We start from the raw sequence: 21098 nt of genomic DNA on the forward strand, positions 1-21098 counted from the left end.
TGGGGCTCTACCGGTAGAGCCCCATCGCGACTGAAGTCGCTCCTACAGTCGCTCCTGCACGAGGGCCCGCCCGCGGTCAGTAGGCGAACGCCTCGAACAGCGGGTCCACGCTGCCCTGCCACGCACCGTGGAACAGCTCCAGCTTGCGGTCGGCCGCGGTGAGCCCGGAGCCGGCGATCTGCAGCAGCGGATCGAGGTACTGCGACTCGTCGCTGCCGCTGCCATCGATGCGGGCGCGGCGGCGCAGGCCTTCGACGGCGATGTCCAGCGCGCGCGCGGCCAGCTCGCGCACGGTCTCGTTGCGGAACGGCAGGCGCAGGCCGTGCCTGGGCACGCCGTCGCGCAGGGCATGGCGCTCGGCCAGGGTGAAGTCCTTGACCAGGTCCCAGGCCGCGTCCAGCGCGGTGGCGTCGTACAGCAGGCCCACCCAGAACGCCGGCAGCGCCAGCAACCGGTCTTCGGTGCCGGCATCGGCGCCGCGCATCTCCAGGTACTTCTTCAGCCGCACCTCGGGGAAGGCGGTGGTCATGTGATCGGACCAGTCGCGCAGCGTCGGCAGCACGCCGGGCAGCGCCGGCAGCCGCCCGGCCAAGAAGTCGCGGAAGCTCTGCCCGGCGGCATCGACGTAGGTGCCGTCGCGATAGCTGAAGTACATCGGCACGTCGAGCAGGTAGTCGACGTAGCGCTCGTAGCCGAAGCCGTCCTCGAACACGAAGTCGAGCATGCCGGTGCGGCCGGCGTCGGTGTCGGTCCAGATGTGCGAGCGCCAGCTCTGGTAGCCGTTGGGCCGGCCTTCGGTGAACGGCGAATCGGCGAACAGCGCGGTGGCGATCGGCTGCAGCGCCAGCGACACGCGGAACTTCTTCGCCATGTCCGCCTCGTCGGCGTAGTCGAGGTTGACCTGCACCGTGCAGGTGCGGGTCATCATGTCCAGCCCGAGCTTGCCGACCCGCGGCATGTAGTCGCGCATGATCCGGTAGCGGCCCTTGGGCATCCACGGCATTTCCTCGCGCCGCCATTTCGGCTGGAAGCCCATGCCGAAGAAGCCCAGGCCCAGCTCGCCGGCCACTTCGCCGACCTCGCGCAGATGCAGGCCCAGCTCGTCGCGGGTCTGGTGGACCGTCTGCAGCGCGGCGCCGGACAGTTCCAGCTGCCCGGCCGGCTCCAGCGTCACCGAGGCGCCGTCGCGCAGCAGCGCGATGGTGTGGCCATTCTCCTGGTCCGCTGTCCAGCCGAAGCGGGTCAGCCCCCGCAGCAGCGCCTCGATGCCGCGCTCGCCGTCGAACGCCGGCGGGCGCAGGTCGTCGCGGCGAAACCCGAACTTCTCGTGCTCGGTGCCGATGCGCCACTGCGCGGCCGGCTTCTCGCCGGAAGCCAGCGTGGCGACCAGCTGGGCGCGGTCGGTGATCGGCGTATCGGCAACGTGGCTGGGACTCGACAAGGGCAGGCTCGCATGACGGGGGGAACGGGGCCAGGACAGCGGCCCGGTCTCGCAAGGGCGGGACTATAGCGTGCCGGCCGTCACCGCCGTATCGCCACCGACGGGGTTGCTGTTTTCCATTCGCCGCCGGCCATGGCCGGCGCGCGGCAGCCGTGCGCGACCGCAAACCGATAATCAATCCGGCGTGGCGGCGGCCGCGTTCGCTAAGCTGCGCACCCGATCCCCACCCCCGATACCGCATGACGCGACACCACCCCGAAGTGCATCGCGCCGGACGCGTCGGCTGGCTGCGTGCGGCCGTGCTCGGCGCCAACGACGGCATCGTCTCCATCGCCGGCCTGGTGGTGGGCGTGGCCGCCAGCCAGGCCTCGGCCGCCACCATCCTGGCCACCGGCGTCGCCGGCACCGTGGCCGCGGCGATGTCGATGGCCGCCGGCGAGTACGTCTCGGTGCAGACCCAGGCCGATACCGAACAGGCCGACCTGGCCATCGAGCGGCGCGAACTGCACCAGAGCCCGCAGGCCGAACTGGAGGAACTGGCCGCGATCTACCGCCAGCGCGGCCTGTCCGCCGCGCTGGCGCTGCAGGTCGCGCAGGAGCTGAGCGCCCACGACGCGCTGGCCGCGCATGCACGCGACGAACTGGGCATCACCCACGCGCTGCGGCCGCGGCCGGTACAGGCCGCACTGGCCTCGGCCGCGGCCTTCTGCGCCGGAGCGATCCTGCCGATCGGCGCGGCGCTGCTGGCGCCGGTGCAACACGTCGCTGCGGTGACCACCGCGGTCACGCTGGTGGGCCTTTCGATCACCGGTGTCCTCGCCGCCCGCGCCGGTGGCGCCTCGCCGTGGCGCGGCGCGCTGCGGGTGGTTTTCTGGGGTGCGCTGGCGATGGCCGCCGCGGCGCTGATCGGCCAGTTCTTCGATATCTCCGCCCTCTGAGGCGCGTCGTGATCGCAGTCGCGTAGCCGCGGCAGGCGAATCGCACCCGGGACGAAGACCATGGCTCGTCCGCATCCCGGGTCCGCGTCGCCCGCCGCGGCAGCGGATCGCGCTCGGCCGACCCGCACCGGCCCGTCCATGTAGCATCGCCCGGCCATGAACACTGCCACGCCCTTCCCCCATGCCCTGCTCGCGCAGATGGCGACACTCGTCGACTGCGGCCGCGCCGAGGGTTTCGTCTGCCTCAGCGCGCGCCGCGAGCACGGCGCCCGCTCGGTGGACATCCCGCGCCCGCAACTGACGATCCTGCTGCAGGGACGCAAGCAGGTGCGCACCGCGACGCGGTCGCTGCAGTTCGTGCCGGGCGACCTGCTGCTGGTCGCCCAGCCGTGCCGCATCGACATGGTCAATGTCCCCGATCCCGCCAGCGGTACCTACCTGAGCGCGGTGATCCCGTTGTGCGAGGAGGTGCTGGTCGCCGCGCGCGCGCTGTGGAACGAGCCGCTGCCGGCCGACACCGGCGATATCGCGCAGCTGCCCGCGGCCGAGTTCGAGCAGCCCCTGCTGCAGTGGCGCGCGTCCCTCGAGCAGGGCCGCTACATCGAGGCCCGCCTCGCCCTGGCGGCGCTGGTGGTGGCGCTGTGCCGGCGCGGCCACAGCGCGCTGTTGTTGCCGCCGCCGCCCAGCCTTGCCGCGCGCGTCCGCGCGCTGGTCGCCGCGCAACCGCAGCGCGACTGGCGCTCGCGCGACATCGAGGACCTGCTCGGGCTCAGCGGCGCCACCCTGCGCCGGCACTTGGCGGCCGAGCACACCTCGCTGCGCCGGCTGGTCGCCGACGCCCGCCTCGCGCATGCGATGGAACTGCTCTACACCACCCGCTGGCCGCTGAAGACCGTGGCCGCCAAGGTCGGCTACCGCTCCGCCAGCAGCTTCAGCCGCCGCTTCCAGCAACGCTACGGCCTGGACCCGGCGGACATCGGCAACGCCTGAGCCGGCCGGCGCATCCTCCCGCCATCGGCGGAAGGGCCGGGCACGCGGCCCGCCCACGCACGCCGAGCGCCCGGCGCAGGCGAATGAGCGATTCGCGCAGGCGTTCGCGGCCAGCATGGACCCACCGCGGCGACCGCCGCCCAGTCCCTGGAGGTCCCATGCCGTCTTCCCTGTCCCGCCGCCTGCTGGCCGCGCTTGCCCTGGCTGGCTGCATCCCGGCCGCGCAGGCGGTCGTCCCGGCCGGCCCGCCCGCTGTCCAGGTCCCCGGCGTCTACCGCCAGGTGATCGGCTCGCTGCACGTCACCGCCCTGTTCGACGGCACCGTCGCACTGTCGCGGCGGCAACTGCTCGGACTCGATGCAGCACAGGCGACGCGCCTGCTCGACCACCGCTACGTCCCCGAGGATGCCTCGGGCCTGCAGACCGCCGTCAACGCCTACCTGATCCAGCAGGGGCCGCACCTGCTGCTGGTCGACACCGGCACCGCCGGCTGCTTCGGTCCGGGCCTGGGCCAGGTGCTGGCCAACCTGCGCGCGGCCGGCTACGACCCGGCGCAGGTCGATGCCGTGCTGCTGACCCATGCCCACCCCGACCACCTGTGCGGCGCGCTCGATGAGCAGGGCCGCGAGGCCTATCCCAACGCCACGCTGTGGCTGTCCGAGGCCGACGCGGCCTACTGGCTGGACCCGGCCTCGGAAGCGGGCGCGCCGGAGGTCATCAGGCCGGCCTTCGCGCTGGCACGCAACGCCGTCGCCCCGTACCGGGCCGATGGCCGCCTGCGGCTGTTCAAGCCGGGCCAGGCGCTGCCCGGCAACGCCACCGCGCTGGACTCGCACGGGCATACGCCGGGACACGTGTCCTACCTGTTCGACGGCGGCCAGGGCGAGCGGCTGCTGGTGTGGGGCGACATCGTGCACTACCACGCCGTGCAGTTCGCCCGTCCGGACGCCTCGTTCGAGGCGGACAGCGACCGCGACGCGGCGATCGCCTCGCGCAGGACGCTGCTGGCGCAGGCGGCCGACCGCGGCTGGTGGGTGGCCGGGGCGCACATGCCGTTCCCCGGGCTGGGCCATGTGCGTCGCCAGGACCAGGCCTACGCCTGGGTGCCGGGCGAGTTCTCGCCGCTGCCCGAGGCGCCGTAGGCAGGCACTCTCCTTGAGCTGGTGAGCAAGGCAAGCCCCCTTCTCCCGCTTGCGGGGCTGGGCACCCTCGGGGTGGAAGGTGCCCGAAGGGCGGATGGGGGCTGCCGGGAGCACGGGAAAGCCACCGCAAAAGCCCCCCCATCCGGCGCTGCGCGCCACCTTCCCCCGCAAGCGGGAGAAGGAAAAGCCGCCTGGATCAGCCTGCCGGCGTCTCGTCCGCCACAGCCGGATTCAGCCCCAGCCAGCCGCCGACCACCTCGCGCGCCTCGTCCACGCCCTGCCTGGACTCGCCCGAGTACGCCTGCACCGTCACCGAGTCGGCAAAGCGCGAGGCCAGTTCCTTGCGCACCTTCTGCAGCGTCTGCGCCTGCTGGCCGCGGCCGAGCTTGTCGGCCTTGGTCAGCAGCGCGTGCGCCGGCAGCCCGCGATTGACCGCGTAGCCGAGCATCTGCAGGTCGTAGTCCTTGAGCGGATGGCGGATGTCCATCACCACCACCAGCCCCTTGAGCGCCTCGCGGGTGCGGAAATAGCGGTCGATGAAGGCCTGCCAGTGCGCCTGCAGCTCCTGCGGCACCTTGGCGTAGCCGTAGCCGGGCAGGTCCACCAGGTAGCGCTGCGGCTGCACCTCGAAGAACACCAGCTGCTGCGTGCGGCCCGGTGTCTTGGAGACCCGCGCCAGCGCGTTCTGGCGGGTCAGCGCGTTGAGCGCGCTGGACTTGCCGGCGTTGGAGCGGCCGGCGAAGGCGACCTCCCAGCCGCCGTCCTCGGGCAATTGCCCGGCGTTGTGGGCCGAAAGCAGGTAGCGGGCACGTTCTAGCAGTTGCGACATGGCAGCGGTCGTCGAAGCGGAAGGAGGGCGACGGCAGCGCGGAGCGGGTCGCAGGGCCGCCAGTGTATGCGGATCGGCCGGCAGCCGCTGGCGCCGCGATGCTGCGGTGTTCGTTGACCCTGCCGACCGCGGCGGGGAATAATCCGGCGGCCTGCCTTCCAGCCCTCGCCGCCATGCGGGCCAGGCCATACGGAGCTTCAGCTATGCGCCACGCTCGCGTTCTCGTCCCCGCCGCATTGGCCGCCTGCATCCTCGCCGCCGTCGCCCTGGCGCAAAGCACGGTGACCCCGGTCCCGGACAACGAGCCGGTGCGCACGCTGCCGCTGGAAATCGACCTGGCCAAGACCGACTGGGGCGATCCGGCGGCCGGGCAGGCCAAGGCCGCGGTCTGCGCCGCCTGCCACGGCGTGGACGGCAACTCGCCGATCGAGATGTACCCGCGCATCGCCGGCCAGAGCGAGCGCTACATCGCCCACCAGCTGGCGCTGATGGCCAACGGCCAGCGCAGCGACGGCATGGTGGCGGTGATGCTGCCGTTCGTGCAGGACCTCACCGCGCAGGACATGCGCGACCTCGGCGCCTGGTTCGCCACCCAGCGCGCCGGCAGCGGCCTGGCCGACGACGCCGAGGTCGACGAAGGCCCGTACGCGGGCATGAAGTTCTACGAGATCGGGCAGAAGCTCTACCGCGGCGGCGACCCCGCGCGCGGCGTCCCCGCCTGCATGGCCTGCCACGGCCCCACCGGCGCCGGCAACCCGGGCCCGGCCTACCCGCACCTGGGCGGGCAGTACGCCGCCTACACGGCGCGCAGGCTGCAGGAGTACCAGGCCGGCGCCATGGGAGCCGACCAGCCGCTGGCCGCGATCATGGCGCAGGTGGCCAAGCCGCTCACCGAGCAGGAGATCCAGGGACTGGCCAGCTACCTGCAGGGCCTGCACGACCGCGCCGACGACGAGGCCGCCGCCGCGCAGGAACGGGCGCAGGCCCCCTGACGCCCCGGCCCGGGCAGCCCGGGCAAGGCCGAAGGCCGCACCCGGGTCGCCACGGCGAGGGGGATGGCCATGCCCCCGGCGCGCTGCGCTCGCCTTGGCCATGCGCAGGCTGACGTGCGGCGAGCCTCCTCCGGCCACGCCTGCGCGACGACCGATTCCACCGCGGCTTGATCCAACCCCCTTCCCCGCGGCGGCGAATCGGCGAGAATCGGCCATCGTCCAGCCGCCCGCGCCGCCACGATCTCCCTTGCCCGCCGGCATGAGCGCCGGCCTACCTTGTACCGGAGCCATGATGAAATCCCTCTCCCGCCTGTTGCTGCCCTGCCTGATGCTGGCGTTCCTCGTCCCGCTGGCCGCCAGCGCCGCCCCCGCCGCGCTGGTGCCCGGCGTGGACTACGACGTGATCCCCGAGCCGAAGCCCTACGCGCCGCTGCAGGGCAAGATCGAGGTGGCCGAGGTATTCGGCTACGTCTGCGTGCACTGCGCCCACTTCGAGCCGATGTTCGAGGCCTGGGCCGCCAAGCAGCCGCAGGACGTGCGGGTGACGCCGGTGCCGGCCGCGTTCGGCGGCCCGTGGAACGCCTTCGCCCGCGCCTACTTCGCCGCCTCTGACCTGGGCGTGGCCAAGCGCAGCCACCGTGCCATGTACGAGGCGCTGCACGACAAGCGCAGCATGCCGATGCAGAACGTCTCGCCGGAGGAGCTGGCCGGCTTCTACGCGGCCTACGGCGTGCAGCCGGCACGCTTCGTCGAGGTGCTGCGCAGCCCCGAGGTGGACCGGCAGATGCAGGTCGCGCGCGACTTCGCCAGCAACAGCGGCCTGGCCGGCACGCCGACGATCATCGTCAACGGCAAGTACCTGGTGAAGGGCAAGAGCTTCGAGGACATCCTGCGCATCACCGATGCGCTGGTGGCCCAGGAGCGCGCCGCCGGGGAGCGCTGAGGGGCCGGGATTCGGGATTGGGGGATTCGGGATTGGCGAAGCCCTGTTCCCGATTTGCCGGAATCCCCAATCCCCAATCCCCAATCCCCAATCCCGGCCGCTCCGCTGAATCGTCCGTGCACCGGGCGCGGGGCGGCGCTTGACGGACCGGTCCGCCGGCGCCATCTGCACGATGTCACCATCGCGGCGGGGTGCATCATCCCGTTCCCGGATGACCGCATGTCATCATGTCGGCTTCGGCCGGCACCGATGCCGGCCACGTTCCCGCTCCCGGTTGGAGACCCACGCACATGAAGATCCGTTACGCCCTGGTACTCACTGCCCTCCTCCCGATCCTGGTGGCCTGCAAGGCCCAGGACGGCAGCGCCGACACCGCGGCGGCCGACAATGCCCCGGCGGCGACCGCGCCGGCCGAGGCCACGCCCGCCCCCACCGACGCAGCCCCCGCCGCCGGCACCGGCAGCGAGGCCCCGGCCGATGCCGACACCGCCGCAGCGCCGGCACCTGCCGCCGCCGCGGCCACGCCTCCCAGCGGTCCTGCCCCGGTGGCCGGTACCGACTACCTGGAGATCGACGGCGGCCAGCCGTTCCAGCCGGTGGCCGGCAAGATCGAGGTGGCCGAGGTGTTCGGCTACGTCTGCCCGGCCTGCGCGCGCTTCCAGCCGCTGGTCGATCCGTGGAAGGCCGGCCTGCCGGCCGACGTGAACTTCGTCTACGTGCCGGCGCTGTTCGGCGGCACCTGGGACGACTACGCCCGCGCCTTCTACGCCGCGCAGTCGCTGGGCGTGGAGGAGAAGACCCACGACGCGCTGTACAAGGCGATCCACGTCGACCAGACCCTGAAGGGCGAGCGCGGCCGCGACTCTGTGCAGGACATCGCCAACTTCTACGGCAAGTACGGCGTCGATCCCAAGCAGTTCGCCGACACCATGGCCAGCTTCGGCGTCAACGCGCGCATCAACCGCGCCAAGCAGTTCGCCGCCCGCAGCAAGATCACCGGCACCCCGTCGCTGATCGTGGACGGCAAGTACCTGGTCAAGGGCAAGAGCTACGAGGACATGCTGCGCATCGCCGACCACCTGATCGCCCGCGAGCGCGCCGCCGGCCAGTAAGCAGCAAGAAACCGCCGTGACCCCCACCCCCACCCGAACGTTGCGGCTGCTGACGGCCAACATCCAGGCCGGATCCACCACCCGCCGCTACAGCGACTACGTGACCCGCAGCTGGTCGCACGCGCTGCCGGCGGGACAGAAGCGCGTCAGCCTGGACGCCATCGCCAGGCTGGCGCGCGACCGCGACATCGTCGGGCTGCAGGAGGCCGACCCCGGCAGCCTGCGCTCGGGGTTCACCAACCAGACCCACTACCTGGCCGAGCAGGCCGGGTTCGGCTACTGGAGCCACCAGCCCAACCGCCGCATGGGCGGGGTGGCCTCCAGCGCCAACGGCCTGCTCAGCCGGCTGGAGCCGGTGGAAGTGCGCGACTACGCCCTGCCCGGCCGCATCGGCGGGCGCGGCGTGCTGCTGGCGCGCTTCGGCGACGGCGACGACGGCCTGGTGGTGGCGGTGGCGCACCTTTCGCTGGGCGCCAACTCGCGCATCGCGCAGCTGTCCTTCATCGCCGAACTGCTGTCGCAGTACCCCAACGCGGTGCTGATGGGCGACTTCAACTGCGTGGCCGACCGCCCGGAGATGCAGGCGCTGTACCGCCACACCCGGCTGCAGCCGCCCGGCTGCATCGTGCCCAGCTTCCCCAGCTGGCGCCCGGAGAAGGCGATCGACCACATCCTGGTCAGCGACGGCTTGCGCACGCTGGACACCGAGGCGCTGCCGGCCGCGCATTCGGACCACCTGGCGGTGGCGATGAACATCCAGGTGCCGGCGCATACGCTTCGTTCGCTGTAGACGCCGGACACACGGCCGGCCTGCGGATCCCCGGCAGGTCGAGCGCCGGCCACGGCAGGCGGATGCCTGTTCTCAGGCCATCGGGCAAGGATCGACACGTTGAGTCCGTGGACGCGCCGGAACGAGCTGTCGCCCGTCAACGGCAGATGATCCGGCCCCAGTTGCAGGCGACTCGCGGCCTGCAGGGCATCGGCAGTACGCAACCCATGCCGCACGCGGATGGCGATGGCCAGTTCCACTATGTCGCGGTCCAGCTCCACCCAGACCAGATCGGGCCTGGCGAAGAACGCGTCGAACAGGCCGAGCGTGACGGCGTCGTTGTGCCTGAGTGGCCGCACCCGGCATTCCAGCCAGGACGGGCGACTGGCCGCCGTTCCCATATCGGGGTGCGCCTGCGACGCGACAGCCAGCTGGCGGCGCATGCTCGACGCGAAAGGCTCTGCCCTCGATCAGGTAGATCAGGGCCCTGGCATCGAAAAATGCGATCACCAACCGCACTCTTCGGCCAGCATGGCGTCGATGTCCGCCTTCGGTGGCAGGCTGCGACAACAGCCATTGCAGTGCCGTGGTGCCCGGACGAACCCGCGACCGGCCCTCGGTGAGACGCAGATACTCCTCCCCGGACAGCACGACCGCCGCCGGCTTGTTGCGCTTGATGATCCACACCGGACCGTGGCGAAGACCTTCCTCGATCGCCGCCATTCCCCGCCGCTCGATCTCCGCGACCGCGATGGTGTTTTGCATGCCGACCTGAGTTCAGTACTCCGATGAACATGAAAAGCACTGCTTTCAGTATCAAACGACAATTGAACCGAGGAGCGCATGCGAGCGAACTGCGCGCTGCGGTTCGCCTTTGTTCGAATCAGACCGGCCATTCCGGCGCCCACGCTCCCGGGCCGCATGAGCGCGACGCACCCGGGGCACGCGCCCGGCGCGCGACCGCACTCGCGGATGCGGCCTCCGGCCTTGCCCGGGCCGCGGCGGGCGCGAATCCAGCGCCTCGCGTCCGGATCGCGGCAGGCTCAACGGGCTCGCGCCTGCGCGGGAGCGACGACGCCTGCGGCGTCCTGCAGGTACTCGACCGGGGAATGCACTAGAACTTCAGGTCCGCCCGCACGTAGCCGTAGCGCCCGCCGGGAATGTCGTAGGTCGAGGCGTCGTAGCCGTTGAGCGAGCACGACAGGCACGCCGGCGGATCCTTGTCGAAGACGTTGTTGAGCCCGGCGCTGAGCTGCAGGCCGCCGAGCCAGGCGAAGCGGTAGCCCAGCTGCAGGTCGTGGTAGGTCACCGCGTCGAGCCGGTTGATGCCGGCCTCCGGGTCGCTGCAGGCGGCGAACGCCACCGCATCGCCGCAGGCCTCGCGCAGCGCGGAGATGTGGCGTGCCGTCCACGACGCGTTCCAGCGCCCGCGCGACCAGGCCAGGGTGGCGCTGCTGGTCCATTCGGGGATGGCGCTGTCCACCACCTCCCAGCCCGGGCGCTGCGGCTGGCGCTGGCCGCCCGCGCCGGTGGCCTCGTAGCGGCCGACGAAGGTGTTCTGCCAGTCCAGCCGGAACTGGCCGGCACCGGTCTCCGGCAGGATCCAGCCCAGCTCCACGTCCCAGCCGTCGGTCCTGATCGAGCCGAGGTTGGTCAGGCGGTTGTCGAAGCCGTTGATGCCGCCGCTGGCGGCGCGGCCGATGCCGTCGCAGTACAGCGCGTCGAGCGTGGCCACGCACAGGTCGAGCTGGGTCTGCGCATCGATCGCCTGGATCGCGCCATCGACATGGTGGCGGTAGAAGGTCACGCCCAGGTCGAAGCGCTGCGACCACGGCGTGTTGCTGCCGAACCACGGGCTCCACACGAAGCCGGCACTGAAGCTGCGCGAGCGTTCGGCCTCGAGGCCGCGGTTGCCGCCGGTGGTCACCGAGATCTGCGAATTGGCCTGCTGGTAGCCGGCCGGCACGCCCAGCGCGGCGCAGTGGGCGGCATCGCCGCGCGGCGCGGTGCCGCCCAGGCCGATCGAGCACGGGTCGGACAGCTGCAGGTCGGCGCGCGCGGCCGATCCGTACAGCTCGCCGATGGTCGGCGCGCGGAAGCCCTCGGCCCAGGTGGTGCGCAGCACCAGGTCGCGGCCGACCTGCCAGCGCAGGCCGTACTTGGGCGTGAACTCGCTGCCGAAGGTGGAATAGCGCGAGTAGCGGCCGGCCACGCTGAGGTCCAGCGCCTGGCCCCGCGCCGGATCGGCCAGCAGCGGCACGCTCAACTCCAGGTAGGCCTCCTTGACGTTGTAGGCACCGGAGGTCGGCAACGACGGCACGCCGTTGTAGTGGCCGGCCACGGTCAGCGCATCCGGCCGGTACCAGCCCTCGTAGCGGCGGTACTCCACGCCGGTGGCGAAGGACACCGGCCCGGCCGGCAGCCGCCACAGGTCGCTGGTCAGGTTGGCGGTGAACAGGCCCAGCTCGTTGCGGCTGCGGTCGCGCAGCACCGGCTGGATCCAGCGCAGCATCCCGGGGGTGATGCTGCCGGCGCCGCCGAAGATGTCCAGCGGCACGCAGCCGGCCACCGCCGCGCACGCGGCCGGGTCGCCGAGCGCCAGGTTGATGTTGTACAGGTCGTAGCTGCCGGTGTTGACCTGCTCGGCGTCGTTGCGGCCGTACATCGCGTTGACGTCCCAGAACCAGGTGCGCCCGGGACTCTCGAAGGTGCCGACGAAGCCGCTGGCGAGGTATTGCGTGTCCACCGTCTGCCGGTAAAGGCGCGGGCCGCCCTCCGCCGGGCGGCGGCCGATCAGCGCCAAGTTGCCGGCCGAGTCCAGGTCGAAGCCGAACGGGTTGTACGGGTTCAGCGCGGACACGACGATGGCGTCGGCCAGCGGATTGCCGGTGCCGGCCTCGGCGCCGAGGAGGATCGGCTCGGGCGCGGCGCGGTTGCTCGACTCGCGGCGGTTGCCCAGCGCCTTGAGGTACCACTGCACGTCGTCGTTGAAGAAGTAGCGGAACTGGCCGAACACGCCCTTGCGCTCGGACGGGGTGAGCAGCAGGTTGGATTCGGCATAGTTGTAGCGATCGCCGGTGCCGAAGCAGTGGTAGCCGTCGCTGCGCTGGCAGCCGGCGCTGCCGTCGTAGGCCGGCGTACCGGCGCCTGCGTTCGGGACCAGGTCCTGGCTGGCGCCGGTGTCCGGATCGACGAACACGAAGCGCCCGTCCGGGGTGGCCGAACTGCCGAAGGCCAGCCCGGTGCCCGGCACCGGCCAGCGCGACTGCGCACGGTCGCGCGCGTCGACGCCGTCCTGCTTCACGTAGCTGGCGCCCAGGAACAGGCTGGTGCGCGCGTCGCTGCGGCCCCAGGCCAGGTCGAAGCCGCGGCTGGTGCCGTCGCCGCGGCCGTACTGGCCGTAGTTCATCGTCACCTGGGTGCCGTCGTACTCGCGCCGGGTGATGATGTTGACCACGCCGGCGATGGCATCGGAGCCGTACAGCGACGAGGCGCCGTCCTTGAGCACCTCGATGCGCTCCACCAGCGCCAGCGGGATGGTGTTCAGGTCGGTGGCCGAGCCCACGCCCGAGGCGGAGGACTCGTTGACCCAGCGGATGCCGTCCACCAGCACCAGCACGCGCTTGGCGCCGAGGTGGCGCAGGTCCACCTGCGCCGAGCCGGCACCGACGCTGCTGCCATCGGGCGGGAAGCCGAAGTTGCCGGAGGAATTGAACTTGGCGTTGAGCGCCGAGCCCGACGCGGTCAGCTGCTGCAGCACCTCGCCGATCGAGCCCAGGCCGCTGCGCTCGATCTCGGCGCGGCCGACCACCTGCACCGGCACCTGGCCTTCCAGCTCGGCGGTGCGGATGCGGGTGCCGGTGACCTGCAGCCGTTCCAGCGTAGCGAGGGACGACTGCGCATCGGCCGCCTCCTGCGCGCAAGCGCCGCCGGCGGCCAGCAGCGACAGCGACAGTGGGACAGCCGATGCCGGCCAGCGGCGATGCGGACGCTTCATGCAGCGTGGCTCCGATGAGGATGGATGGCCGCGTCGTCCCCGATCCGAAACGGCTGCGACGTTGTAAACAAATCGTGAATCGCAGGCAAGGACATCTTTGTCATCGCCGCGAAACGAACCATCCCGGCAAATCCTGCCAATCCGCCTGCGGGACAATGAAAACAGCCCATTCATCCAGCCCGAGATATGTTCCGGCCATGATCTACCGCGCCTTTCCCCTGCTGCTCCTCGCCCTGGCCGCCTGTGCCAGCGCCCCCGCCCCGGCCCAGGATCTGTCGGCCCAGCGCAGCGCGCTGCGCGACGCCTTCGCCGCCGCCGAGCAGGGAACCCTCGGCGATGCACAGGCGTCGGCGTTCCAGCGCCACCCGCTGTACGGATGGCTGCAGTACGCGCGCCTTCGCCGCGACATCGACAGCGTCGGCAACGCCCAGGCGCAGGAATTCCTGGCGCGCTACGCCGGCCAGCCGGTGGCCGAGGCCTTCCGCGGCGTGTGGTTGCCGGCCCTGGCCCGGCGCCAGGACTGGCCGGCGCTGCTGGCCAACTGGAAACCCACCAGCAACCTCGGCCTGCGCTGCGCCCAGCTCAACGCCCGCCAGGCCACCGGCAAGGCCGATGCGCAATGGACCGCCGAGGCGCAGGAACTGTGGCGCAGCAACGGCAAGTCGTTGCCCGACGCCTGCGACCCGGTGTTCGCCGTGCTCGTCGCACGCGGCGGCATGACCGATGCGCTGCGCTGGCAGCGCCTGGAAGCCGCCGCCGAGGCGCAGCAACCGGCGGTGATGCGCGCCGCCGCGCGCGGCCTGCCCACCGCCGAGCTGGCGCAGGCCAACGACTACGCCGCCTACCTGGACAAGCCCGACGCCCGGGCGGCGTCCTGGCCGAAGACCGAGCGCAGCCGCCGCATCGCCGCCGCCGGCCTGCAGAAGCTGGCGCGCAACGATCCCGACGCCGCCGAGGCGCTGCTGCCGCAGATCGCCAACGCACTGCAGTTCGGTGCCGAGCAGCGCAACCCGGTGCTGTACCAGATCGCGCTGTGGACCGTGGCCTCCTACCTGCCCGATTCCGCGCGCCGGCTCAACGCCGTGCCCGATGCCGCCTTTGATGAGCGCCTGCACGAATGGCGCGTGCGCGAGGCGATGGCGCGCGGCGACTGGAAGGCGGCGCTGGCGGCGATCGCCAGGATGCCGGCCAGCCAGCGCCAGGATTCGCGCTGGACCTACTTCCAGGCGCGGCTGGCCGAGAAGACCGGCGACAACGCCACCGCACAGCGCGCCTACCGCGATGCCGCGACCTCGCCGACCTTCCACGGCTTCCTCGCCGCCGACAAGCTCGGCCAGCCCTACGCACTGTGCCCGTGGACGCCGGACGACAGCGCCCAGGCGCGCGCCGCGGTGGCGCGCGACCCGGCGCTGGTGCGCGCGCTGGAGCTGTTCCAGCTCGACCGCGCCGGCTGGGCGACGGCGGAATGGAACGATGCGCTGACCCGCCTGGACGACACCCAGCGACGGCTGGCGGTGGAAGCCGCGCAGGACGTGGGCTGGTTCGACCGCGCGGTGTTCTCGCTGGGCCGCAGCCGTTCCGGCGAAAGCCTGCCCGACGAGCTGCGCCTGTACGAGCTGCGCTTCCCACTGCACCACGGCGACAGCATCCGCCGCGAATCGGCGAAGAACGGCATCGATCCGGCCTGGGTCGCCGCCGAGATCCGCGCCGAGAGCGTGTTCAATACCCGCGCGCGCTCGCCGGCCAATGCGATGGGGCTGATGCAGGTGGTGCCGGCCACCGGCGCCCAGGTCGCGCGCAGCATCGGCCTGTCCGGCTACGGCGGCGCCGCCAGCCTGTACGACCCGGACACCAACATCGCCATCGGCACCGCCTACCTGCGCCAGTTGCTGGACAAGTACGGCCTGCCCTACGTCACCATGGCCGCCTACAACGCCGGCCCCACCCCCGCCGCGCGCTGGCAGGGGCAGCGCCCCAGCCACGACCCGGACTTCTGGATCGAGACCATCAGCTACAAGGAGACGCGCGACTACGTGGCGCGCATCCTCGCCTTCAGCGTGATCTACGACTGGCGCCTCACCGGCGACGCCCTGCCGGTGAGCGACCGCATGCTCGGCCGCCTGGTCGATACGCGCAAGACGTTCGTGTGCCCGACCGCCTCCGCGGCGGCGGCGGACACCGGTTCGCGCTGATGCCGGCGACCTGCGGGCGCACGCGCGCATGAGCCTGCTGGCCCGGTGCTGCCTGTTCGCCGCCTCCACCCTGTTCGTGCTGCGGGTGCTGCGCTGGGGCGGTGCCGACCGGCTGGAGGGCTGGAAGTCGCACCTGTTCCTCGACAACGGCTTCGGCAGCAGCTGCAGCGCCGAACAGATCCGCCTGTACTTCCCGTTGCCGTGGCTGGTGGGCGCGGCGTGGTTCGTGATCGGCCCGTTCGTACCTGGCGCGCGCGGCCATGGCTGAGCCGCGCGGCCGCACTCGGGCATCATGACTGCCATGAAGACCTATCTCGTCGGCGGCGCCGTCCGCGATGCCCTGCTCGGCCTGCCGCCCGGCGACCGCGACTGGGTGGTGGTAGGCGCCACGCCGCAGCAGATGCTCGATGCCGGCTACCGGCCGGTGGGCCGCGACTTCCCGGTGTTCCTGCACCCGCGCACGCAGGAGGAACACGCGCTGGCGCGCACCGAGCGCAAGTCCGGGCGCGGCTACCGCGGCTTCGTGGTCGATGCCGATCCGTCGGTGACGCTGGAGCAGGATTTGCAGCGGCGCGACTTCACCCTCAACGCGATCGCCCGCGACGAGGCCAGCGGCGAGCTGGTCGATCCCTACGGCGGCGTGCGCGACATCGAGGACCGCGTGCTGCGCCATGTCGGTCCGGCCTTCGTCGAGGACCCGCTGCGGGTGCTGCGCGCGGCCCGCTTCATGGCCCGCTTCGCCCCGCTGGGCTTCACCGTCGCGCCGGAAACGCTGGAGCTGATGCGCCGGATCGCCGCCAGCGGCGAACTCGACGCGCTGGTGCCCGAGCGGGTATGGCAGGAGCTGCGCAAGGCGCTGGCCGCGGCGCAGCCGTCGGCCTTCGCGCGCACGCTGCACGAGGCCGGCGCGCTCGGCGCGGTGCTGCCCGAACTGGAGGCGCTGTACGGCGTGCCGCAACGCGCCGAGTTCCATCCCGAGATCGACACTGGCCGCCACCAGGAACTGGTCAGCGACATGGCCGCGCGACTGGCGCCGGGCGACGACATGGTCGGCTTCGCCGCCCTGACCCACGACCTGGGCAAGGCGCTGACCCCGCGCGAGCAGTGGCCGCGCCACGTGATGCACGAGCAGCGCGGGCTGAAGCCGCTGGCGGCGCTGTGCGGACGCCTGAGAGTACCCAACGAGCATCGCCAGCTGGCCGCCATCGCCTGCCACGAACACCTCAACGTGCACCGCCTGCCCGAGCTGCGCGACAAGACCGTGCTGGAGCTGCTCGAACGCTGCGACGGCTTCCGCCGGCCCGAGCGCATCGCCCGGCTGGCGCTGGTGTGCGAGGCCGACGCGCGCGGCCGCCTGGGCAGCGAGGACAAGCCGCACCCGCAGGGCGCGGAACTGCGGCGGTTGCACGCGGCCGCACTCGCGGTCAACGCGCGCGACCTCGCCGCGCAGGGACTGAAAGGCCCGCAGATCGGCGAGGCCCTGGCGAAGGCGCGGGTAGCGGCGATCGCGGCCGCGCGGCGCTCACCTATCGCCGACGCCGATCGAAACGACGGCTGAGACCGACCAGCGAAACCGCATCGCTCGGCATCAACGATCGGATCAGTTCCCCGAATCGGCAGCGCAGCCCAGCCCTACCAGCCAGTCCATCGCCACACGTTCGGCCTGCGCCGCGTCGTCGATGACGACATCGGGCTGCAGCCGGCCATCGTGGACGCGCCCGCCGCGATCCAGGTCGTGCGTAGCGGCCACCGCCAGCAGGCCACCGCCAGGCAGTTCGAAGGAGCGATTGCCGGTGGTCTGGCCCGAGGTCGGCTGACCGAACGAACGGGTACGCTCGCGCCCGCGGAACGCGATGGCGACGATCTCGCCCGAACTGGAGGTATGCGGCCCATACAGCACCGCCACCGGCGCGCGGGTGAGATCGGGGGACGTCGAGGTGGCCATGGCGACGTTCGCCCCCGCCCGCCACGGCGGCGAGCGCCCCGTCCTGCCCTCGAAGAAACCGAGATCGGCATCGCCCAGCAGTGGCCGCAACCCGGCCAGCATCGGCCACATGTCGCCGCCACGGTTGCCGCGCAGGTCCAGCACCCAGCCGCACTGCGCCAGTGGCGCGACCTTGCCGATGCCTTCGTGCAGGGCGCGCACGAACGCCTGTTCGACAGCGTCGTCCGGGCTGCCGAAACCCGGCACGACGATCCGGCCGATGCCGTCGCCATCGGCCTTCACCTGCGGCAACGGTGCCGAACGCGCCCGCTCCCGTCGTTGCCGCGACTGCCAGGGATCGAGCACGAAGCTGTGGCCATCGCCGAGCTGCCGCAGCAGCGTACGCAACTCGGCATAGGCCTGGAGCGGCGCCATCGTGGCAATGCGTGGGCGCAATTCGCGTTCGGTACGTTCCCAGTCGATGCGTGAGGCATGCAGGGCATGGTCGCGGATGGCGGGAAGGGCGACGTCGAGGATGGCCTGGGCCGATTCGCCGGGCGGCCGCTGCACCGGCCGCAACCGCAGCGACGTCGCCTGCACTTCGCCTTGCCCTTCCAGCAGAGTGCCGAGCAGGATCGTGCGTGCCCCCTCGACGACATCGAGCGTGAGTTCGCGCTCGGCCGCCTGCCCCGTTGGCAGCGGCTGTTCCAGCGAATTGGCGAATCCCAGCCGTTTGCCGCCATCGCCATCCACGCGCAGCCACACCCCGGCCCGGCCTTGTGCCTGGGTAGTCAGCAGATCGGCGGAAAGACGCACGCGCCTGCCGACGAAGGCATCGGCCGGCAGACGGAAACCACTGCTGCCAAAACGCGCGGCCGGCACTCCGGCGGCGCGCAGCGTCAGCGCCGCGCCGTCCGCGTCGCGTGGATCGCCGCGTGCCTGCTCGACGGCATAATCCGCGCCCCCGGCGGCCAGCCACCAAGTGGCGGCATCCCCGGCCACTGCCCATGCGGCCCACATCCAGGCCACGATCCCCACCCCGGCCGCAATACGTCTTGCGCCCCCCATGTACGCCTCCTGCGAATGACAGGTGCCGATGATAGCCACGACGATGCCAGTGCGTGGAGCGTATCGGATCCGGACATTTCAGAAGAACGCTGGACCAAGCAACTGTCAGCCGGAGCGGTGCGACTCATGCTCGGAATAGTGAATTCATCTTCCCCACGCAGGCGGAGATCCCGCGACTTTCGCGGTGCAATCAGCCAGCCACGGAATCTCCGGGCAACCATCTTTCAAGGCACAGGCACCAAGGTCCCCGCCTGCACAAACTGCTATCCGGAAAAACTCCGATCATCGCTCCCGCGCAAGCGGGAGCCCATGGGCATTGCCTCGATCTGCACGGAAGTCCCTGGATCCCAGCCTGCGCGAGGGTGACGATAACCAAGGTTGGCCGCATAAGCCTCGATCCGAGTCCCGAAGCTGCCCAGGTACACGGAGAGCCTTGCATTCCGGACATTCGGTATCCCGGCGACGAAACGTGCCCGGACAGCGGTGCGCCTGCGGATGCGGCCGAAGGCGTTGTAGAGCTTCTGCAGTGTGCCTCAGGCCTGCTCGCCCTCGCCAGCGATCCAGGTGTGACGCACCCTCAGCGCGTCGTCCAGCAGCACCAGGTCGGCCTGCAGGCCCGGCGCGATGCGGCCCAGGCGGTCGTCCAGCCCCAGGCATTGCGCCGGGTACAGCGAGGCCATGCGCGAGGCCTCGGCCAGGTCCACGCCCAGCCACGCCACCGCGTTGCGCACCGCGGTGGCCATGTCCAGCGCCGAGCCGGCCAGCGCGCCGGCGCTGTTGCGGATCACCCCGTCCACATCGGTGACGATCTCGCCGTTGAGCAGGTAGCTCTTCTCGTCCGAGCCCACCGGCGGCATCGCGTCGGTGACCAGCATCACCTTGCCGCGCGCCTTGGCCGCCAGCGCCACGCGCAGGCTGGCCGGGTGCACGTGCACGCCGTCGGCGATGATGCCCAGCCAGGTGTCCTGATCCTCCAGCGCAGCACCGACCACGCCGGGCTCGCGCCCGACCAGTTGCGACATCGCGTTGAACAGGTGGGTGAAGCCGCGGATACCGGCGGCGATGCCGGCGCGCGCGTCGGCGTAGCTGCCGGCGCTGTGGCCGGCAAAGACGATGGCACCGCCCGCGACCAGCGCGCGGATGTCGGCGTGCGGCACCAGTTCCGGCGCCAGCGTCACCAGGGTGACGCCGTTGCCCAGCGAGGTGTCCACCTTGATCTCGTGCGCATCGGGCAGGCGCAGCTTGCTGGCATCGTGCGTGCCCTTGCGCACCGGGTTGATGTACGGCCCTTCCAGGTGGATGCCGAGGATGCCCGGCACGCCATCGGCGATTGCCCGGCGGGTGGCGGCGATGGCGGCGGCCATCACCTCGGCGGTGTCGCTGATCAGCGTCGGCAGCAGGGCGGTGGTGCCGAAGCGTCGATGCGCGCGGGCGATCGTGGCCAGCGCCTCGGGCGAGGTGTCGTTGTTGAACAGCACACCGCCGCCGCCGTTGACCTGGATGTCGATGAAGCCCGGCAGCAGGGTGCCACCGTCCAGGTCGAAGCGCGCCTCGGCGGCGGCCACGCGCGGATCGCCGGCGGCGACGACGGCCTGGATGCGGCCGTCGTGCAACAGCACCGCCGCGTCGTCGCGGAAGCCGTCGCCGGCGAGGATGCGGCCGTTGTGCAGGGCCAGGGTAGGATGAGCGGAGGTCATGTGTACATCGGTCATACGGTTTCGGTGACCTTGTTCAGGTGCGGCGGCAGGTCCGGATTGAAACCGCGCCGCAGCGCCAGCGCGTTGATGGCGCGGTAGAAGCTCTGGATGACGAGCAGCGGCGCGCAGGCCGGGTGCGGCACCTCGGCCAGCGCCAGCGCCTGCCCCGGGCCGGACTGGCCGTCGGCGGCGGCCAGCCACACCCGCGCGCCGCGCCTGCCGAACTCCTCGGCGGCGGCGCGGGTGCCGGCACCGGTCTCGTCGGGCTGGGCGAAGGCCAGCACCGGGAAGCCGGCGCCGACCAGCGCCATCGGCCCGTGCTTCACTTCCGCCGAGCTGTAGGCCTCGGCATGCAGGCCGCAGGTTTCCTTGAACTTGAGCGCGGCTTCCTGCGCCGCCGCCAGGCCCAGGCCGCGGCCGAGCACGAACAGGTTGGTGGCATCGACCAGGCCGTCGGCCAGCGACGACCAGTCGGCTTGCCAGGCCTGGCGCAGCGCGCCGGGCAGCGCGTCCAGCGCGGCCAACAACCCGGCATCCCCGCTCCAGTGCGCGCCCAGCTGCAGGATCGCCGCCAGCGAGGCGAGGTAGCTCTTGGTCGCCGCCACGCTCTTCTCCGGGCCGGCAGCCAGCGGCAGCACGGTATCGGCCAGCGCCGCCAGCGGCGAGTCCTCCACGTTCACCAGCGCCACCACGCGCGCGCCGGCGGCCTTTGCGGCCTCGGCGTTGCGCAGCAGGTCCGGGCTCTTGCCCGACTGCGAGATCACCAGGTACAGCGCCCCGGCGAGCCTGAGCGGTGCCTCGTACACCGAGCCCACCGACGGCGACGCCGAGGCGGTGACGATGCCCAGCCGGGTCTCGAACAGGTATTTGGCATAGGTGGCGGCGTGGTCGGAGCTGCCGCGCGCGCAGGTGACCACGAACGGCGGCGGCGCGGCGCGCAGCGACGCCGCCAGCGCCTCGACCACCGGCCGGTTGCGGGCGAACTGCGCGGCGACCACGTCGGCGGACTGCGCCGCCTCGCGGTACATCAGGGTCTGGTCTTCGGCGGGCAATGCCATGGGCAG

Annotated in this window: 16 protein-coding genes; 10 read left to right on the forward strand and 6 right to left on the reverse strand. The window is 71.7% G+C overall.

Features of this window, described 5'->3' with window-relative positions; translation table 11 throughout:
- Window positions 1-76: 76 nt before the first annotated feature.
- Complete coding sequence (locus LRX76_RS16150) at window positions 77-1441, reverse strand: glutamate--cysteine ligase (protein WP_231806656.1); 1365 nt, start codon at window positions 1439-1441, stop codon at window positions 77-79.
- A gap of 239 nt (window positions 1442-1680) precedes the next feature.
- On the opposite strand from LRX76_RS16150, the gene LRX76_RS16155 reads away from it, so the two are divergent.
- The 3 genes from LRX76_RS16155 to LRX76_RS16165 all read left to right on the forward strand — a co-directional run bounded on the left by LRX76_RS16155 (window position 1681) and on the right by LRX76_RS16165 (window position 4511).
- Window positions 1681-2379: a VIT family protein gene (locus LRX76_RS16155; protein ID WP_231806657.1), complete on the forward strand. Its 699-nt coding sequence runs from the start codon at window positions 1681-1683 to the stop codon at window positions 2377-2379.
- 156 nt (window positions 2380-2535) lie between these two features.
- Window positions 2536-3369, forward strand: a complete 834-nt coding sequence (locus tag LRX76_RS16160) for a helix-turn-helix transcriptional regulator (RefSeq protein WP_231806658.1) — start codon at window positions 2536-2538, stop codon at window positions 3367-3369.
- Window positions 3370-3527: 158 nt separating this feature from the next.
- A complete protein-coding gene (locus LRX76_RS16165) occupies window positions 3528-4511 on the forward strand; it encodes an MBL fold metallo-hydrolase (protein WP_231806659.1) in 984 nt (327 codons plus the stop codon).
- 196 nt (window positions 4512-4707) lie between these two features.
- Here LRX76_RS16165 and yihA read toward each other — a convergent pair whose 3' ends face one another.
- Window positions 4708-5340: a ribosome biogenesis GTP-binding protein YihA/YsxC gene (gene yihA / locus LRX76_RS16170; protein ID WP_231806660.1), complete on the reverse strand. Its 633-nt coding sequence runs from the start codon at window positions 5338-5340 to the stop codon at window positions 4708-4710.
- Window positions 5341-5543: 203 nt separating this feature from the next.
- Here yihA and LRX76_RS16175 point away from each other — a divergent pair, with 203 nt between their 5' ends.
- The 4 genes from LRX76_RS16175 to LRX76_RS16190 all read left to right on the forward strand — a co-directional run bounded on the left by LRX76_RS16175 (window position 5544) and on the right by LRX76_RS16190 (window position 9177).
- Complete coding sequence (locus LRX76_RS16175) at window positions 5544-6332, forward strand: c-type cytochrome (RefSeq protein WP_231806661.1); 789 nt, start codon at window positions 5544-5546, stop codon at window positions 6330-6332.
- A gap of 292 nt (window positions 6333-6624) precedes the next feature.
- Entirely contained in the window at window positions 6625-7275 is a 651-nt protein-coding gene (locus LRX76_RS16180; RefSeq protein ID WP_231806662.1) for a thiol:disulfide interchange protein DsbA/DsbL, read from the forward strand.
- Window positions 7276-7565: 290 nt separating this feature from the next.
- Window positions 7566-8387, forward strand: a complete 822-nt coding sequence (locus tag LRX76_RS16185; RefSeq protein ID WP_231806663.1) for a thiol:disulfide interchange protein DsbA/DsbL — start codon at window positions 7566-7568, stop codon at window positions 8385-8387.
- A 16-nt stretch (window positions 8388-8403) separates the two neighbouring features.
- On the forward strand, window positions 8404-9177 hold the full coding sequence (locus LRX76_RS16190; RefSeq protein WP_231806664.1) for an endonuclease/exonuclease/phosphatase family protein: 774 nt from the start codon (window positions 8404-8406) through the stop codon (window positions 9175-9177).
- A gap of 1093 nt (window positions 9178-10270) precedes the next feature.
- Here the strand turns inward: LRX76_RS16190 and LRX76_RS16195 are convergent.
- Window positions 10271-13153 (reverse strand): TonB-dependent receptor, encoded by a 2883-nt coding sequence (locus tag LRX76_RS16195; protein WP_231806665.1) that lies wholly within the window; start codon window positions 13151-13153, stop codon window positions 10271-10273.
- A 197-nt stretch (window positions 13154-13350) separates the two neighbouring features.
- Between LRX76_RS16195 and LRX76_RS16200 the strand changes: the two genes are divergently transcribed.
- From LRX76_RS16200 to LRX76_RS16210, 3 genes are read left to right on the forward strand one after another with little or no spacing between them, the layout of a single operon-like run.
- A complete protein-coding gene (locus tag LRX76_RS16200; protein WP_231806666.1) occupies window positions 13351-15345 on the forward strand; it encodes a transglycosylase SLT domain-containing protein in 1995 nt (664 codons plus the stop codon).
- 28 nt (window positions 15346-15373) lie between these two features.
- The gene (locus LRX76_RS16205; protein ID WP_231806667.1) at window positions 15374-15613 is read left to right on the forward strand and encodes a hypothetical protein; all 240 of its coding nucleotides are present in this window, start codon (window positions 15374-15376) and stop codon (window positions 15611-15613) included.
- A gap of 33 nt (window positions 15614-15646) precedes the next feature.
- Entirely contained in the window at window positions 15647-16903 is a 1257-nt protein-coding gene (locus tag LRX76_RS16210) for a multifunctional CCA addition/repair protein (RefSeq protein ID WP_231806668.1), read from the forward strand.
- A 42-nt stretch (window positions 16904-16945) separates the two neighbouring features.
- Here the strand turns inward: LRX76_RS16210 and LRX76_RS18850 are convergent, their stop codons facing one another.
- The 3 genes from LRX76_RS18850 to LRX76_RS16225 all read right to left on the reverse strand — a co-directional run bounded on the left by LRX76_RS18850 (window position 16946) and on the right by LRX76_RS16225 (window position 21092).
- Entirely contained in the window at window positions 16946-18376 is a 1431-nt protein-coding gene (locus LRX76_RS18850) for a S41 family peptidase (protein ID WP_231806669.1), read from the reverse strand.
- A 494-nt stretch (window positions 18377-18870) separates the two neighbouring features.
- The gene (nagA, locus tag LRX76_RS16220) at window positions 18871-20034 is read right to left on the reverse strand and encodes an N-acetylglucosamine-6-phosphate deacetylase (RefSeq protein ID WP_231806670.1); all 1164 of its coding nucleotides are present in this window, start codon (window positions 20032-20034) and stop codon (window positions 18871-18873) included.
- A gap of 11 nt (window positions 20035-20045) precedes the next feature.
- Window positions 20046-21092 carry an SIS domain-containing protein gene (locus LRX76_RS16225; RefSeq protein ID WP_231806671.1) on the reverse strand — a complete coding sequence of 349 codons (1047 nt, stop codon included), beginning with the start codon at window positions 21090-21092 and terminating at the stop codon, window positions 20046-20048.
- Window positions 21093-21098 lie beyond the last annotated feature (6 nt).

The sequence above is a fragment of the Stenotrophomonas sp. MMGLT7 genome (genome assembly GCF_021168555.1).
In the GTDB taxonomy this organism is placed as follows: Bacteria; Pseudomonadota; Gammaproteobacteria; order Xanthomonadales; family Xanthomonadaceae; genus MMGLT7.